The sequence below is a fragment of the Bowmanella yangjiangensis genome, assembly GCF_017255015.1.
Classification (GTDB): Bacteria; Pseudomonadota; Gammaproteobacteria; order Enterobacterales; family Alteromonadaceae; genus Bowmanella; species Bowmanella yangjiangensis.
Genome location: NZ_JAFKCS010000033.1, coordinates 1 through 14,538 on the forward strand (window position 1 = coordinate 1; position 14,538 = coordinate 14,538).

General features: G+C 60.8%; 21 protein-coding genes. All 21 read right to left on the reverse strand.

The annotated features are described in order from the left end of the window. Positions 1 to 611: phage tail tube protein (locus J0A65_RS20045; RefSeq protein ID WP_206596118.1), on the reverse strand; the 611-nt coding region annotated here is incomplete at its 3' end. 3 nt (positions 612 to 614) lie between these two features. Next, positions 615 to 1,034, reverse strand: a complete 420-nt coding sequence (locus J0A65_RS20050; protein ID WP_206596119.1) for a phage tail terminator-like protein — start codon at positions 1,032 to 1,034, stop codon at positions 615 to 617. A 1-nt stretch (position 1,035) separates the two neighbouring features. After that, positions 1,036 to 1,431: a hypothetical protein gene (locus J0A65_RS20055; protein ID WP_206596120.1), complete on the reverse strand. Its 396-nt coding sequence runs from the start codon at positions 1,429 to 1,431 to the stop codon at positions 1,036 to 1,038. After that, on the reverse strand, positions 1,431 to 1,817 hold the full coding sequence (locus J0A65_RS20060) for a hypothetical protein (protein ID WP_206596121.1): 387 nt from the start codon (positions 1,815 to 1,817) through the stop codon (positions 1,431 to 1,433). Before J0A65_RS20060 ends, J0A65_RS20055 begins: the two co-directional genes overlap by 1 nt. Further along, the gene (locus J0A65_RS20065) at positions 1,814 to 2,311 is read right to left on the reverse strand and encodes a DnaT-like ssDNA-binding protein (RefSeq protein WP_206596122.1); all 498 of its coding nucleotides are present in this window, start codon (positions 2,309 to 2,311) and stop codon (positions 1,814 to 1,816) included. The genes J0A65_RS20060 and J0A65_RS20065 overlap by 4 nt, the downstream gene beginning before the upstream one ends. A gap of 4 nt (positions 2,312 to 2,315) precedes the next feature. Beyond that, positions 2,316 to 2,936, reverse strand: a complete 621-nt coding sequence (locus tag J0A65_RS20070) for a TylF/MycF/NovP-related O-methyltransferase (RefSeq protein ID WP_206596123.1) — start codon at positions 2,934 to 2,936, stop codon at positions 2,316 to 2,318. Next, positions 2,933 to 3,751, reverse strand: a complete 819-nt coding sequence (locus J0A65_RS20075; RefSeq protein ID WP_206596124.1) for a hypothetical protein — start codon at positions 3,749 to 3,751, stop codon at positions 2,933 to 2,935. Before J0A65_RS20075 ends, J0A65_RS20070 begins: the two co-directional genes overlap by 4 nt. Next, positions 3,751 to 4,743: a major capsid protein gene (locus J0A65_RS20080; RefSeq protein WP_206596125.1), complete on the reverse strand. Its 993-nt coding sequence runs from the start codon at positions 4,741 to 4,743 to the stop codon at positions 3,751 to 3,753. Before J0A65_RS20080 ends, J0A65_RS20075 begins: the two co-directional genes overlap by 1 nt. 26 nt (positions 4,744 to 4,769) lie before the next feature. Beyond that, on the reverse strand, positions 4,770 to 5,528 hold the full coding sequence (locus J0A65_RS20085; RefSeq protein ID WP_206596126.1) for a hypothetical protein: 759 nt from the start codon (positions 5,526 to 5,528) through the stop codon (positions 4,770 to 4,772). 216 nt (positions 5,529 to 5,744) lie between these two features. Continuing rightward, on the reverse strand, positions 5,745 to 5,993 hold the full coding sequence (locus J0A65_RS20090) for a hypothetical protein (RefSeq protein ID WP_206596127.1): 249 nt from the start codon (positions 5,991 to 5,993) through the stop codon (positions 5,745 to 5,747). Positions 5,994 to 6,002: 9 nt separating this feature from the next. After that, positions 6,003 to 7,091 carry a phage head morphogenesis protein gene (locus tag J0A65_RS20095; RefSeq protein WP_206596128.1) on the reverse strand — a complete coding sequence of 363 codons (1,089 nt, stop codon included), beginning with the start codon at positions 7,089 to 7,091 and terminating at the stop codon, positions 6,003 to 6,005. Further along, entirely contained in the window at positions 7,091 to 8,461 is a 1,371-nt protein-coding gene (locus tag J0A65_RS20100; protein WP_206596129.1) for a DUF4055 domain-containing protein, read from the reverse strand. The genes J0A65_RS20095 and J0A65_RS20100 overlap by 1 nt, the downstream gene beginning before the upstream one ends. Positions 8,462 to 8,464: 3 nt before the next feature. Continuing rightward, positions 8,465 to 9,790 (reverse strand): terminase large subunit domain-containing protein, encoded by a 1,326-nt coding sequence (locus tag J0A65_RS20105; protein ID WP_206596130.1) that lies wholly within the window; start codon positions 9,788 to 9,790, stop codon positions 8,465 to 8,467. Continuing rightward, positions 9,787 to 10,401, reverse strand: coding sequence for a terminase small subunit (locus J0A65_RS20110; protein WP_206596131.1), 615 nt, complete (start codon positions 10,399 to 10,401; stop codon positions 9,787 to 9,789). The genes J0A65_RS20105 and J0A65_RS20110 overlap by 4 nt, the downstream gene beginning before the upstream one ends. A gap of 24 nt (positions 10,402 to 10,425) precedes the next feature. After that, positions 10,426 to 10,596 (reverse strand): hypothetical protein, encoded by a 171-nt coding sequence (locus J0A65_RS20115; RefSeq protein ID WP_206596132.1) that lies wholly within the window; start codon positions 10,594 to 10,596, stop codon positions 10,426 to 10,428. 289 nt (positions 10,597 to 10,885) lie between these two features. Beyond that, positions 10,886 to 11,059 (reverse strand): hypothetical protein, encoded by a 174-nt coding sequence (locus J0A65_RS20120; protein WP_206596133.1) that lies wholly within the window; start codon positions 11,057 to 11,059, stop codon positions 10,886 to 10,888. Between the two features lie 11 nt (positions 11,060 to 11,070). Further along, a complete protein-coding gene (locus tag J0A65_RS20125; protein ID WP_206596134.1) occupies positions 11,071 to 11,313 on the reverse strand; it encodes a hypothetical protein in 243 nt (80 codons plus the stop codon). A 160-nt stretch (positions 11,314 to 11,473) separates the two neighbouring features. Beyond that, a complete protein-coding gene (locus tag J0A65_RS20130; protein ID WP_206596135.1) occupies positions 11,474 to 11,863 on the reverse strand; it encodes a hypothetical protein in 390 nt (129 codons plus the stop codon). Positions 11,864 to 12,331: 468 nt separating this feature from the next. Beyond that, positions 12,332 to 12,697 carry an antiterminator Q family protein gene (locus tag J0A65_RS20135; protein ID WP_206596136.1) on the reverse strand — a complete coding sequence of 122 codons (366 nt, stop codon included), beginning with the start codon at positions 12,695 to 12,697 and terminating at the stop codon, positions 12,332 to 12,334. Then, positions 12,694 to 14,241, reverse strand: a complete 1,548-nt coding sequence (locus J0A65_RS20140; RefSeq protein ID WP_206596137.1) for a hypothetical protein — start codon at positions 14,239 to 14,241, stop codon at positions 12,694 to 12,696. Before J0A65_RS20140 ends, J0A65_RS20135 begins: the two co-directional genes overlap by 4 nt. A gap of 1 nt (position 14,242) precedes the next feature. Continuing rightward, a partial coding sequence (locus tag J0A65_RS20145; RefSeq protein WP_206596138.1) for a DUF6378 domain-containing protein occupies positions 14,243 to 14,538 on the reverse strand: 296 nt, incomplete at its 5' end.

Below are 14,538 nucleotides of genomic sequence, written 5' to 3' on the forward strand. Positions count from 1 at the left end.
ACGAAGCCATTCCCGGAATCATTGAAACTGTCATCAGTAGCGGCAGCGCTGATTGTGCTGGCAGTCAAGCTACCACGTGCAGCCCATGCGCCCTGCATGGCCGCTTCGATCAGGTCGTCATAGCTGGAGAAGCTGACCTCGGCGGCGATCTCACCAGCGACGCTATAGGTGCCGCCACGGCTCGGCGCACGCTGGCGGGCCTGGTTGATCTCGTTCGACTCGATCTGGTTGATGTTCGGGCTCAGGCCTTCGGACACGAAGCGGATCGGCTTGAGTTCCGGGTTGGCGGGGATGCCGCCTTCCTGGGTGATCGTCACGGTATCGCCGGCCGCCTCGTCCACCAGGGTGACCGCGTTGCCGTAAATGTCGGTGACAGTCATGGAGCCGGCGACCACCGTTGCAACCTTGAATGTGCCGTTGTTCGCGGCAGTGGTGAAGCCAGACACCTCGATGATGTGGCCAACTGCGAACTTGCCGGCGCTGATGAAGCCAGAGCCGGAATCAGCGAACGTCGAGCCGGAAGCGACCGCGCTGATGGTGTCGGCAGTCATTGTGCCGTATTCGCGCACGTAGAAGAGCTTAACGGCAGAGCCGTTGCCAAAGCAGGACATGGGTTATACCTCCGGGCGGACGGTTTGAGCGATGTAGTAGATGGAGACGTTGATTTGCTGCCAGCCGTCGACGGGCCGGAGGTTGTTGCGGGTGACGCGCTCGACCTTCACGCACTGGCCTTGGTAGACCAGGCGGCGGCCGGCGACGAAGTAGTCGCGCAGCTTCTGCACGGCATTGAGGATGTTGGCCGTGCCGTCGTTGAGCGGGAAGTTCAGGTCGACTTGGAAGATGCCAGTAGTTTCGTCGTTGCCGCCGACGCCGAGCGATGCCACGTCGGTTGACGCCGGGAGGTTGAACCAAGCCGACCATGCTGTGGCCGGGCTTGGCGGTGTGAAGTTCTTCCCCTCTGGCGCGATCTGCAGGCCGAGCGCCGCTGCCGCCAGGCCTTGAACCAAGGCGGCGTTTATTTTGACTTCGGACATGTCAGACCCTGTATTTCGAGATAGCGGCTTGGACGACGCGCTGAACTCGGGCGAGGTTTCGTCTTACCATCCCCTGGGGAGCTTTCTTGCTGTATCCATACTCGAGGCGCTCGATGTAAGGGAGCGTGTTGGCCATGAACACTTCCTGACCGGCGCCATCTGGCACATTGGCGCGCATCTCTGCCAGGGCAAGTTCGCCGGTCGGGTCAAGTCGTTCAGGCGATTTGGCCGGCTCTACAACAGCCTTGGTTGTCCAGCCGCCGCGCGCGCCGCCAAGGTCGACAGGTGTGTCACGAATTGTGCTGGCAAACAGGTCAAGCGCTGCGGTGCTGGCGATCTTGTTGTGCGCATCAGTGATCTTGCGCGTAGCCCTGGCCATGTCGCTCTTGAAGCTCATCACTTACGGCCCTGGCAGAAGTAAACGAGCGGCGTTGATGCGTCTGGGCTCGCTTCCTTGATGTTGACGATCTGCCAAAGCACGCCGTTGACATCCACTTTCGTGGTGAGTGCAGGAGGCCAGGCCAGATCCTTGGCGGCGATGATGATCTTCTTGTCGCCCTTCTTGATCTGCGAGCCCTCGGCGTACATCAGGCCGGATTCCTGCAGCGTGTAGTCCAGCAGGATGAGCTGTGCGGGCTGCTCGATATCGCCTGGCGGAGTAGTCCACTCGCCGGCCACGTCGTCGTACACGCCGGCAGTTACGTCGCTCAGTGTTTGCTCGGAGCCGAAGCGCGCGATCAGCCGCAGCGCCGTCGCCGCCATGCGGTCATAGAAAGCACTCATGCGCGCACCAGCTTCCCGCTGTACTGACCCAGGGTGTACTTCGAGAAGAAGCCGTCGGACTGGCGTCCTGACACAGGCTTGCCCTTGTAGCTGGTGATCTCGGCGTACTGCACGTCAACTGCGCCTTCTACGCGCTCTCGGGTCACTGCGCCGGTTCTCTCCTCGGGCGGATCGGTGTCGTCTTGGTAGATTTCGCAGGCTAGCGCCATCTGACCCAGCTTAATTGCGCGCGGAAGCGATACGCCGTCAGCCATGAAGCCGCGACGGATCGTGTAGTAACGCGGCCATGGCAAGCCCTGCTCGTCGTGGAACTGGTTGCCGACCCACTGGAAACGCCACATTTCGACGCCGGCACGGCGCAGCAGGGATTCCTGATCTGCCGTTCCGGCCGGCACGGTAAATCCGTAGTCGACAGCGAACTGTGCAAGCTCGGCAGCCGTAGCGAACGAGTCAGCGTCAGCCTTGCCGCTGCCGTCTTCGATTACGAGTGCCATGCGCTTACTCCACCACGACGAAAGAGGCTTGCTGATGCGCGGTGCGAGCCAGCGGCTTAACCTGACGCTTGTGCTTGGCGATCCACTCGCACAGCGCCTTCCACTCGCCGTCGCGCCAGTTCGGATACCAGGCCTCGGCAAAGTCGACCAGCTCGTCAAACACCAGCACGGTGCCGGGCACGATGCGGTCATTCATGCCGCTGAGCACTTCTGCGGCCGACTCGTACAGATCGCAGTCGATGTGCACCATGGCCAGCGACTCATCGTGCTCTGCCAGCCAGGCCGGAACGGTGTCGGCGAACCAGCCTTTGACCAGGTGGCAGCGGTTCGGCAGGTCAGTGGGAAGATCGGTGGCGAAGTGGCCGACAGGGTGCGGCTCACCTGCGCCAGTATCCCAGGCGCTCGGCAGCCCTTCAAACGAGTCGAAGCCGTAGGCCAAGCCCTTGCGCACGTCGATGATCGCTGCAAGCGAGTTGCCGGTGAATACGCCGAACTCCGCCGCAGTACCGGCCGGCGCAGTGCGCGCGGCGTGCTGCAGGTGCTCGCGTCGGCTATCAATGACTGGCGCGGCCTTGATCGCGTCCAGCAGGGCGACTTCGGCGGCCGGTTGGGCAGCCTTCTTCACCACTTCGGCGGCCGGTTGGGCAGCAGGTGCTCCACCAGAAACCGCGTCGCTGTTCCGCTTCGAAACTCTTGCCATGTCCATTGCCCCCAAGCGCACCGGTAGAAGTGCGCGAGACGTTGATTGATGTCCGGCAATTGCTCGCCAGACAGCGATTCCCAGGCGGCGCCGGGGAAAGTCGAGATGACCGGCACACCGGCCAGCAGGGCGTCATGCCCCATGTTGCTGTTGCCTGTCACGACTAGGCGCGCACCTGCCAGCGCATCACCCATGTCAGGCGGTGCCAGCGGTAGTCCGTAGGTCAGTTCAGGCGCTTTCGGGTGCGGCCTGATGCGCGCATTTGGATAGCGCTCTGCCTGTTGCCGCACCCATGCCGACATAGCGTCCAGATCGCAGCCATGTGCGGCGTCTCCGGGCATTTGCGGGCAGATCATGGCGTATCCATCAGGATTGCCGCCGCGCTCTTCTACGCGCAGCCCAAGCGCATCAAACCGGTCAGGCGGGCAATCCCACGGCGGGAGCTGATTCAGCCCGCCAAGCCCAACCTGCCAATGGCCTGTCTGAAAGTCGGCCTCACCGTGCACACGCCGGAGATAGCCATAGTCGACGACGACAACCGGCGTACCGGCGTAGTCGGCGCGGATGATGTCGCCTTTGCCGCGAAGGCCGAAGACAGCGACAGCATCAAACGATTCGGTGCAGCCAGGCGCGTGGTCAGACAGCGACCGTAGCCTGGCTTGGTGTCCCGCCTCGAGAAGGCCCTGGCGAAAAGCCAGAGCCCCCTCGAATCCATCACGGGCGTAGATGCCCCACTGCATTAGCGGGACTGGATCACCACGCCGGCGAAGTCCTTGTAGGAGCCGCGAACAGCGTCCCAGTTGGAACCGGTGCCCAGGGTGGCGTCGGACGGGTTGGCAGCGCCGTTGGCGATGTCCCACTTGAAGCCCTTCACGCCCAGGTTGTAGGCGAACTCGCCTTGCATCCGGGTGATCAGGTTCTCCTTGCCGGTGACGTTCTCGATCACCAGTTCTTCTTCCTCGGTGTTCTCGACGATGAGCGCATCGGCGGTCAGGCCCAGGGCGAAGTAGTCGGTGGTCGCGGCCGAGCCGGAGCCAGCGGTGACAACCAGGGCGTCGGAGTCGGTCACCAGAACCGGGCGGTTCAGGGTAACCGGGGTGCCGGTGGCCACGTTGAAGTTGGACACGCCGTCGATGTTGGCGGTGATCTGAGCTTGCACCAGGTCGTAGTACTGCTTGGAGTGCATGACCCAGCAGACGATCTGGCCAGCGGCGTCGCCGAACTTCGACAGACCGGAGACCAGGCCAGCGGTGCCCAGGGTGCCGTTGGTGGGAACGGTGTACTTGACTGCCGACTGGGCGTTCAGAGCAGCACGACCAGCGCGCAGAGCGGAGTTCAGCATTTCCACCTGCATGGCCTTGGCGGCCATTTCGCCGAGAAGGAAGCTCATTTCATCTTCAGCCAGGCCAGCCATGATCTTACGGAAGGCGTCCTTGGTTTGATCGACCGGGCCGATCTTGCGGTTCAGCTTGACGCTGATCCATTCGTCCTGAGTCATGCCCAGAATGGTGGCGTCGCTGGTGGAAGTGGTATCGCGGCGGGTGATCAGGTTCGCCACGTTCTTGAAGAACGCCTGCTGCGAGTAGTCGCCACGGCGGCTAACGGTGGAAAGGCTGATGGCGCCGGAAGAAGCGGCGTTGAATGCGTTGCTGTTCTGGGTCAGGGTCTCGACGATACCTGCCTGGAACTGGTCCTGATAGACCTTGAAGTCAGAAGCTTTACCTGCGGCCATGATGGATTCTCCCGATATGGCTTGATTCAGTTAGGAAGCGCGAAATAGGCGTCTTTCCCGTGTTTGGTGATGAACGCGGCCTTTTGCTTCGGAGTCATCTGACTGCGCGGCGTGCCTGGCCGTGCGTCGCTACCGGTAGGGCCGGAACCACTGCCAGAGGCGTTGGCCGGGAACCAGTGCGGGCGCGTTTCTTTCATGTCCGAGAACCACTCCTTGAGGGTCAGCGGCTTACCGTCTTTGCCGAAGCGACCTTCTTTGGCGATGGGGTTGCCCTCGTCGTCCAGTTCGAAGTCGCGAGAAGCAGCCAACATGGCGTCCTCCATGGCGAACTTGTGCACACCTGCTTCGGATGCGGCGCCGATCACTTCGCCCTTGAGCACGCGGGAAGCAAACTTCTCGGTGCGGGACTGGTGACGGGTGGCTTCCTGGCGGGCGGCCTCCAGATCGCGGTCATAGCTGGACTTCATGCGTTCGGTGCGCTTGTTCAGTACTTCGTCGATCTTCCCGGCTGCGATGAGCTGGGCCTCTTCGTCGTCCGAAAAGCGCTGCAGGATGGTTTTCACTGCGTCGGGGTCGATACCGTCGAAGCTTTTCAGCTTCTCGCCCTGCTCTTTCAGCTTGCCGATCAGCTCGCCGTTTTTGGCCTTGAGGCCGCCAACTGCTGCGCTCACCTGAGCATCGATCAGAGCTTGGATCTCGGGAGTGATCTCCGGCCCTTGGCCGCCACCACCGTTACCGCCGTCGCCGCCTTCTTCCTGCATGAACAGCTGCTTGAGTTGGAACATGTGTTATCCCCTTGGGACTGTTGGCGCCCTTGGCGCATAAAAAGCCCCGGCATTGCCGAGGCTGGAAAGAAAAAGCCCGCTCAGTGGCGGGCTTTGATATTTGGCGGGGTGGCCGGTACTGATATCCGGCTTGACGGCCCTTGTCTTACGTATCGCCGTCATGGGTGGCAACGCGCATCAGTCTGCGCACTCACCCCATTGAAATGATCCGGCTTGCTATCCGATGACTACGCGCTCCCCACGCATGAAACAGGAAGCGCACAGCAACTGCTTCGTGCCGCCGCTCTTCTTGCCGGCCTTGATCGTCACGCCGGTCTTGGTTTCGATAACTTCCATTCCGCCGCATCGGTGGCAGCTCACAAAGTCAGCCGGCCTCGACGCCTTGACCCGATCCAGAACGCGCTGTTTCGGCGTGTCTGGCGGGGGCGTGCCGTTGATGACGGTGAATGTTGGCTTGTCGGTCATGCGGCGATCTTACGCCGCAATCCCCACCCGCTCAAACAGCGCTTCGTCGCGCTTGCGCAGCTCTTCTAGGGTGTAGACCTTGCCCTTGTCGTTGGTGAAGCGGTCGATGTCCACCTTGCCTTCGCGGAACAGCTTGCCACGGGTGGCGCCCAGGACTTCATCCTGAAATGCTGCCGGCTTGTTGCGCAGCCACTGTGTATAGGTAACGTCGTCCGCCACATAGCCATCCATGCTCGCCTGCGTGCCCTTGCCGATCTCTTCGGCGGACAGGCCAAGCTCTCGCCAGCCCTTGATCACCGGAACCGACGTGCTGCGGCAGTTGATGTGGCGCGGCGGCTGCGGGCCTTCGCCAATCGGGAAGGTCTTGCCCGACAGGCTTGCGCAGGTGATTGTGGTCCGGCCGTCCAGGGTGGCCAGAAATTGCCACTCGCTGACCAGATCGTCATTTGCCTGGTAGAACGCCTGCCGGGTGTAGTTGCTGAGGTGGTTGACCGCCGTCCTGACGATTGACTCGGCGTCTCGCCGGTCGATCTCAAGCAGCCCGTCAGCGTACCCGTTGGCGCGCGTGCCACGAATGCGGCGCACCATTTGATCGACCGTCTCGCCCTCCACGAACCCAATGCGGATTGCATCGCGGATGCGCGTCAGGCGGTTGGCCTCGATGTTCTGCGTGTACTCGCGTAGCAGCTTGCCCTGAAACGGCCTGGCCATCGCAGCGGCGTAGACCTGCTGGGCGTTTACCGAGTTGATCGGCACCACGACCTGAACGGCCTGCGGGATGGTCGCAGTCAGCAGGTTCTGCTGATACGTGGCTTCATACTCGACGTAAGCCAAAAGCTCTGCGTCCAGATCGCGCCGGAGCGCTGCGTATGCCTGCGAGTTCAGCGACTGAACCGACAATAGCAACTGATCCAGGCGCTCAACGGTGAAGCTGCCAGGCGGCATCTGCTCGATTGCTGCCATCAGGCGCGCGAACAGGTCAGAGTCCACCCGGTTCAGTAGCGCGATCATGCGCCGGACAACGCCGTTGCTGAACCGCTGCATGCTCACCGCATGGGCGATCTCAGCGTCAGCCAGGCGATTGTTGACGGTGGCCATCAGACCAGACCCAGGCTAGGCCCTTGGCTTTCAATGCGCTCCTTCTCATTCGCCCAGTCCAGCTCACTGGCCAGGACGCCACGGCGCTTATACTCGCCGAACAGTGTTTCGTCGGACAGCTTGCCTTGCGCTGCCATGTTGAGCAGTAGCGGCAGGGTTGTTTCCGGCACGTAGTCGGCGGCGAAGTTGCCATTAGCCTGGACGTGGCCGCCCTCTGCCTCGCCGATGTAGTCGGCCATGATCTGCAGAACCTGGGCGTAGGCGTCCTCGAACTGGGTCGCCATCATCTGCAGCGGCGACATCTCGATTGCGGCATCTTCCTTGGCCTGCTCGGCGGTCTTCGGTGATGCGTTCTCGACACGCAGCAGCTTGGCCCCGGCAATACGCATCTCTTCAATCATGTCCTTAAGCGACATCCTACCTGCGTCGATGCACTTTCCGTCATGCTCGACATAGCTGAGCTTTGCTTCCACATTGTCATGGCGAACAAGGGTGCCACCTCCAACCAATACTTCGGCGTCTTTATCAAAGCCGGCACCGAACAAGATCGGTACGCGAGCGTAGTGCAGGATGGTGTCTTGGTCGCTTTGGCTTTGCCAATACTTCACGTTTGCGTGAGCCAGTTCGAGTAAAGGCGGCTTGGCCGACATGAAACCGGTCCGCTTGGTGTATAGCGGCACGATTGGGATGTAGCTGAGGCTGGTCAAGCCCTCGTCGAACAGAGCCCAGCCGTCCTTGCCGTTGTTGCGGTATACAGCCCAGTAACCGGGCTCCAGCACGCGGACTTGCTCGATGTGCTTCTCAGCGAAGGTTCCTTCTTCCTCTGAAACAACCTCCATGAAACGGAACTGTGTCAGTTGGCCGTTTTTCTGCCTCCAGCCCAGCACTTGCTCGGGGCGGACGTGGACGGCATACGGGCGTGCATTGACCGCGATCAGGTCGGCAGTTGTCACCACTCCACCAGGCTGGTCAGGCTGCGCGATGTTCTGGAAGTCGACGTAGGCGAAGCTGATAGCCTTGCCCAGGGCATCCTCGAACCAGACACGGCCGAACACAGTGCCGTCGTTGCCCTGCTGGTCTATGTCCTGCCAATACTCCTTGAGGCGCGCCGGGACATCGTCACCAAGCTGGATCGGCTCGGCGAACACGCGGCTTCCCATGTTCGATACGGTCTCGCTGTACGCCGGCAATAGCGTTGAAGTCATCAGGCGGCACTTGTAAGCCTCGGAGTCCTCAGCAGGCCAGCGCGGCAGCAGCGCCTCTCCAGCCTCGCGCATAGCCAGCGTTCCGCCCAGCAGCGGGCCGACGATAGACAGGTACTCGCGCATCTTCACCACAGCCGGGTGCAGTACGCTCGGGTCGTCGGTCATCGGTCACATCCTTAGAGGCTTGGAGCTGGAGCTGTGCTTAATCACCGGCCATTCCGCATCGATGCAGTAGCCGATTGCCGTGGTTATGTGCTGGTACTGGTTGGACTGGTCTTCCTGAAAGGTCGAGCCGTCCTTGAGCTGGACGGTGGCCAGGCCCTTGTCGCACCACTTCGCCGTCAGCGGATTGACGAATAGGCTTATGGCGCCGTCAGCGGTCTTGATCTTGGCGCGGACGGCGTTCTGCCTGTCCTTGATGGCTGGGTGCGCCGGCTTCACCTTGCGCGTGTACGTCCAGCCGTTCGCCTTCAGCACGCCTTCAATGTCTGTGTAGTCCGAAGCGTGCCCGTGCTTCTCGCCGGCCTGCCCTGCCGGGTCGCCGTAGATCAGCACATGCTTGTTCTGGTGATCCTTGAACTTCTCGACGAACTCAAGCGCGGACTGGCGCGACACAGCGCTGGTGAGCACGATTTCGTCGAGCAGGTACAGGTCTTTACCGTTGTTGCGCCGCACCCCGACCGCCGATGACAGCGGGGTGAAGTTCTGGTCGTGCATCCATAGCAACTGTTCGTGCGGCTCAATCCGCGCGTCAGTGTGGTTGTCCTTGCTGTAGTCCTCATAGATCCGGCCGCCTGCCGTCTCGAATGAGGCCTCGAACTCCTGCTTGAACTGCTTCGCCGACATCGACCGCTTCATTGCGGCTATCACGTCGTCAGGCAGGATCTCGGCGGACTTCCAGTGGAACACCTGAAAGCTCGGGTCGCCGCCAGCCTCAGCGCGCATGCAGAGGTCGTAATAGTGGTTCAGGCCATCCGGGACGCCGAGCAGCCAGCACCAGGCGCGGTAGTCAGGGTCAAGCGGGTTTACCGTGTTCAGCGCTGGGAGAATGTTGGCCTCCCAGGCATCCGGCTTTACGTCGGCAAACTCGTCGATGCCGCCGCCCTTCCACGGAATACCCTCGATCCGCTGCGGCTTATCCAGGCCCAGTACATGTATCTCGCTGCCGTTTGGCAGGTAGATGATCCGATCTGACTCGCTCGGCCGGCGCGGATGCATGCATGACAGCGAGAAGGCCTTGAGGTCATCCCAAAAGATCTTCTTGGCTTGGTCGTGCGTCGGCGCTGCCGCGAAGTAAGGACCAACCACTCGATTGGCCTGCTTGACGAGAAAGCGCTTGAAGCGTTCGGTCTTTCCGCTACGACGACCGGCTGGCACCAGGGGAAAGCGCAGGCCGTTCGGCACCGCATCCACCAGAGCCAATTGCACCGGGTGATCCTTCAGCTCGTACCAGCGCGCAAGCTGACGGTCGAGCAACAGGTTGCCGGTGTTCATCCTGGAAGCTTCTCGATCAGGTCGCGCAGCAGTTGCGAGGCATCAGTTCCGCCGCCAGTCCGCTTGATCTGCTCAAGCTCTGCTTTGCTCTTCTCGATCTGAATGCGCTTCATCTCAAGGTCAAGCTCTGCGTGGCCTTTGGCAGTGAACATCCCAAGGTGCCTGGCAATCTCAACCAGCGCGCCCTTCTTGTCGTGGAACTTCACCTTGAGGCCTTCACGGCCTTCAGAAACCTCGGAAATGGCAGCCGCTGTGTCGTCGTCAATCTGATCAGAGCCGACCAGGGACAGTCCATGGTATGGCATCAGATCGCCTTCCTCGCCCTCTGACACCCGAAGCTCTGTTTCTCCCCACTTCACAGCCTTACGGATGTCGCTGAAGCCAATCTTGGCCAGTTCTCGCAGCACCATGTCCTGGGTGATCTCTGTCCGCTTCTCGCGGTCCTTCATCCGCTGGTGTATAGCCTCAGCGATTTCAGGTTTTCTCAGGTTCTCTTCGCCGATTGATGCAGCTGTCCTGGCGCTGTACTTGGCTCTTATGGCTGCCTGCGTTGCGTTCAGGTCGATCAGGTATTCATCGACGAAACGCCGCTGCTTTGGTGTGAGCGCCATAGGTCATTGCCGTTATCGGACGGCTCAGGCCTTCCGCCCCTCGATTTTGATACGAATCGCCTTGTCAGCCATCCGCTCGACTTTATGCCAGTCAGGCTCAAGGCCGGTGATCATTGCAGTCAGAAGCAGGCCAAAGGCATAAGGGCGCCACCACCAGGCGAAGGTGACGACGATGTTCCCGTACTTGGCCATCACTCAAACCACCCTATAGCCTCGTTACCGCAGCCACGGCAGTACACCGCACCACTGGCGTGACCAGGCTTGCGCGAGATGTAGAAGTCGAAGCTCCCGCAATCACATTTGAAGCTCTCGTCACCTTCGCACGGGCCGAATGGATGCTTGAACGCTCCGCGGTGAGTTGCGCACTTCGGGCACTCAAGCTGAGTTGTTCCGGCCGGCGCGGTGGCTACCCATTCATGCCGGCAGTTACCGCACACTGCGTCGCCGACTGAATGTCGAACCTTCGGCTTCATCTCTACGACGCTCATGCCAGCGCCCACCCAACCAGCAGAACCAGGCTGTAGATCAGCGCAATGCAGATCAGCAGCAATGCAGTGAAGAAGCGCACCCAGGCGACGAGATGGTCATCGGTATGAAACGACAGGCGCCAGAACACCATCGCAGTGATGAACAGGAGTGCGGGGATGATCCAGGACATGTCGAGCTACCTCAGCACATGATTACCGGTTGCTGTGTCCAGGGTGAATACGGCCACCTCGGCATCGGACTTGTCCATCCGTCATCAACAGGTGTCGGCTGGACGACTGGGGTTGGCGCGATGCGCTGAGGCGTCACCTTCACAAACACGGTCTGCAGGTGATCCTTGATCTGTTGCCATTGCTCTGCGGTCGGCTCTGAGCCTTGCAGCTCGACAAAGCCTTGCAGCCAGTACGCGAATTGTTCCGGGGTCATCAGCCTTCTCCGAATCCACTGCCTTTCCGAGCAGAAACAGTCTTTGCGTCATCCAGCATCCACTGTCTGAACTGCTCGCGGGTAAGGCCGCTCGGCATAACGCGATGAGGTCCGGCCACAGCGCGCTTCATGCGAGCCAGGTCGAAGTTCACTTCGCCGGTCACTTCCACACCGCCTGCTTGATCTCGCGAATCATGTCCGGGAGGCTCATGCCCTTGCGCAGATCGGCATACACGAAGCCGGCACGCACGATCACCCAGCCAGGGAGACCGCACACGAAAGCAACTCCCATCAGCGATACCAGACCAAAGTAATCGTTCGCCCAGTGCATCAGCTCAAACCAGCGCACCACGAATGCGCCACCACAGAAGCTGAACATGACCGTGGAAATTGCAGCCACTACAAACTCGCGAGTGGTCTTAGGCAGGGTCATAGCCATTACGACGATGGTTACCAGCACGGCAGCAATGGCGCCGAGTATGCCGAGCTTGTACAAGGCAAGCCCACCAACTGCTGTAGAGGCTGGTTCGGTCATTTCGCGGACACTCATAGGCATTCCTGGCCCTTCGCCGGGCCGGCACTGCGAGGAATAAAACGCCGACCGAAGTCGGCAGAGAGCGCGGGGAGGCGCTGGAGCAAATAGGAAGCCCACCGGTATTCCCAACCTTTCGATGAATTCGGCTGGTCGGCGGGCTAAATCGTGGCGCCCACCTGGATCAGGCAGTCGCTGTAAATGGCGTTCTTGGCTTCGTCGTCGAGCGGCATCGTGATCTCTGCGACCGCTTTGGCGCAGAACTCCATCCGGTGCATGACGCGTTCGGACGACTCTCGACTGAATGCAACCTGATAGGGCTCATGCTATTGCGCGCACCCGGTCAGCAGCACGGCCAACAGAGCGAGTCTGTGCATGCTGCCTCCAGAAACGAAAAAGCCCCGACATTTCTGCCAGGGCTTCTAAGCGGTAAAACCGCATGATTAACGAGAATCTTACTCCGGTGGTTACCACTGTCAACCCTGATTATGCAGCTTCGGCATAATTCTCCAGGCAGCCGTCAATCCACGCAGAGCCCACAGATATCAGCTTCTCTACCTTCGCGTGGTTCATATCCATCAGCCTGCCCAGCTGACGGTATGTCAATCCTGCATAACGGTAGTAATTCCATAGCGCAGTTCCGCTGTCCGGGTAGCGGTCATACAGGCGCCCGATCAGTCGATCGATCAGCATCGCCGTATCATCCGTGATCGCCGGGGACGGCTCGCCATGCATCTGCACGTTGTCGCGCATCAGGGCGAAGTGCGGGGAGACGTACCGTGGCACTCCGGCCTGAACGCGAACCCAAATCCCCCATTGCAACAGCAGGTATTCGATGTCGAGCTGTTTCATGCTGCTTTCCCCTTCGCTGCTTTCTGGTCTTCTCGGTAGAACCGGCCGCCGATGCAGTGCACCAGGGTGCGCTTGCCGTTGGCATAGGTGATGTCGTGCGTGTGCGTCCAGGCGCTTGGTGAGTCTTCGTTGTATCCCATGCGCAGGTTTGAGCTGGTACCGACTGAGTGCGCGCCGTCGATGATCTCGGCACCGTGGCTATGGCCCTTGGTCACCTTGGCGCCGATAGTGGCGAACCCCTTGGTGCTACCCCGAGCACCGTTCGGCCCCTTGTGCCCGTGCCATCCGTACTCAATGCCGTGCTTAGCGAACGATTCACCAGGCTTCAGCCAGGTAAGGCGCTCGTTGTTCTTCATCAGCTTGTCCATCCAGTACTGGAACGGGTCGCAATACCCGCCACGGTGGATCGCGTCGAGCATCGCGGTCTTGGTCTCGTGGTAGACCAGGGCATTCTCAAGGTCGTTGGCGTGCTCCGACTTCTCGAGCCACTGAGTGAAGTGATCGTGGTGGTTGCTGCCAACCATGACGGTGCGATCAGCCAAGCCGGCCAGTTCGTCAACGAGCGCCGCAGTGACCTGCAGTTCCTTGAGGACGCTGGAGGTACCGGTGACCACGCGGCGGAACTTCTCGAAGTACTTGGCATGGTGCGAGGCGCTGCCGAAGTTCAGCACGTCATGCAGCACCAGGTGCTTCGGGCGAATCAGCTCAGCCAGTTGCTTGGTGGCGGCGTGGACGCGCGAATCTGCCATCTCTGCGTGCACGTCGCCCATCACCAGAACATCAGCATGCGGCGCCGGCTGTACCCCCTTGGTCGAATACTTCGTGGCCAGGTCGATAAAGCTGCCGTCCTTCATCGGGCAGATATGGCGGATATGGTTGGCGGTACCGTCCACTTCGACCACCACGGCACCCAGGGTGTGGTGGAACTCACCTTTCTTGCCGGCGTTAGTGTCGCTGTATTGCTCGATGGTGCATGCGCCAGTGGTCAGCACCAGCTTTGCCGGGTCTCCGACCTTGGTGGCCACCGACCGAAGGGCGATCTTGGTGTGTCCAAGGATGGCGGAAGCGGTACCGCTCACTGTCAGCCAGCCCTGAAGCGGGTTGATCGCGGTTGGCTGCACCTTGATGTCAGCCAGCACCACCAGGTTCTTGGCGATCTTAGTGCGATTGTGGGTCAGGTATGGCGCCAGGCGGTCATCCCACCATTCGTCATCGCCCACCTCCTCGCGCCGGGTCGGGTTCCGGTACCGCATCGGGATAACGATCAACTGGGCGCCACGCTGCGCGCAGTACAGCTCGAGCGTCCGCAGGAAAGGCCCGTGCGCTTTCGTGGCATTGACGGCAGCGGTGATGACGTAGGTCTGCGCGCTCACCTCGACTTCAGGAAGGTGCTTGTCGAAGTCGACACCAAGGCGCTCGAGGCGAGCCTTGTGCGTGTACAGGTTGCGTTCATGGATACCAAGATTTGCGGCCGCCTCGGCAACTGTCGGCCATGCATGCAGAGCCTTGATGATCTCTTCGTCTGTCGCTTTGCGCGCTGCCATTTCACTTCCCCTCTGCCAGTGCTTCAGCCTTGAGGGCTGAGTAAGCTATGCAGTCCTCGGCGGAATCTGCGTGGTACCGGCCAGGGTTCTGCCACTGGCGGGCGTCCTTCAGCTGCTGGAGCAGAAGCCAGCCTTCGGATTCGGTCAGGTTCTTCCCGGTGATCGCGTTGAAGGCATTCACAGCGCGCCCCATGGAGCGCTCGCCCTCCGGCTTGTCGTACTCCTTGCCCCGCTCTTCCATGATCGACGCGGCCTTGTGCAGCAGTTCGGGTGCCTTCATCACATGATCCCCCTGGC

Bases quoted from the DNA above. Each gene is read 5' to 3' on its own strand.
- J0A65_RS20075 (WP_206596124.1), bottom strand. From the start codon at position 3,751: ATGCAGTGGGGCATCTACGCCCGTGATGGATTCGAGGGGGCTCTGGCT.
- J0A65_RS20135 (WP_206596136.1), bottom strand. From the start codon at position 12,697: ATGAAACAGCTCGACATCGAATACCTGCTGTTGCAATGGGGGATTTGG.
- J0A65_RS20090 (WP_206596127.1), bottom strand. From the start codon at position 5,993: ATGACCGACAAGCCAACATTCACCGTCATCAACGGCACGCCCCCGCCA.
- J0A65_RS20060 (WP_206596121.1), bottom strand. From the start codon at position 1,817: ATGAGTGCTTTCTATGACCGCATGGCGGCGACGGCGCTGCGGCTGATC.
- J0A65_RS20055 (WP_206596120.1), bottom strand. From the start codon at position 1,431: ATGAGCTTCAAGAGCGACATGGCCAGGGCTACGCGCAAGATCACTGAT.
- J0A65_RS20065 (WP_206596122.1), bottom strand. From the start codon at position 2,311: ATGGCACTCGTAATCGAAGACGGCAGCGGCAAGGCTGACGCTGACTCG.
- J0A65_RS20050 (WP_206596119.1), bottom strand. From the start codon at position 1,034: ATGTCCGAAGTCAAAATAAACGCCGCCTTGGTTCAAGGCCTGGCGGCA.
- J0A65_RS20085 (WP_206596126.1), bottom strand. From the start codon at position 5,528: ATGTTCCAACTCAAGCAGCTGTTCATGCAGGAAGAAGGCGGCGACGGC.
- J0A65_RS20110 (WP_206596131.1), bottom strand. From the start codon at position 10,401: ATGGCGCTCACACCAAAGCAGCGGCGTTTCGTCGATGAATACCTGATC.
- J0A65_RS20140 (WP_206596137.1), bottom strand. From the start codon at position 14,241: ATGGCAGCGCGCAAAGCGACAGACGAAGAGATCATCAAGGCTCTGCAT.
- J0A65_RS20105 (WP_206596130.1), bottom strand. From the start codon at position 9,790: ATGAACACCGGCAACCTGTTGCTCGACCGTCAGCTTGCGCGCTGGTAC.
- J0A65_RS20080 (WP_206596125.1), bottom strand. From the start codon at position 4,743: ATGGCCGCAGGTAAAGCTTCTGACTTCAAGGTCTATCAGGACCAGTTC.
- J0A65_RS20100 (WP_206596129.1), bottom strand. From the start codon at position 8,461: ATGACCGACGACCCGAGCGTACTGCACCCGGCTGTGGTGAAGATGCGC.
- J0A65_RS20095 (WP_206596128.1), bottom strand. From the start codon at position 7,091: ATGGCCACCGTCAACAATCGCCTGGCTGACGCTGAGATCGCCCATGCG.
- J0A65_RS20125 (WP_206596134.1), bottom strand. From the start codon at position 11,313: ATGACCCCGGAACAATTCGCGTACTGGCTGCAAGGCTTTGTCGAGCTG.
- J0A65_RS20130 (WP_206596135.1), bottom strand. From the start codon at position 11,863: ATGAGTGTCCGCGAAATGACCGAACCAGCCTCTACAGCAGTTGGTGGG.
- J0A65_RS20120 (WP_206596133.1), bottom strand. From the start codon at position 11,059: ATGTCCTGGATCATCCCCGCACTCCTGTTCATCACTGCGATGGTGTTC.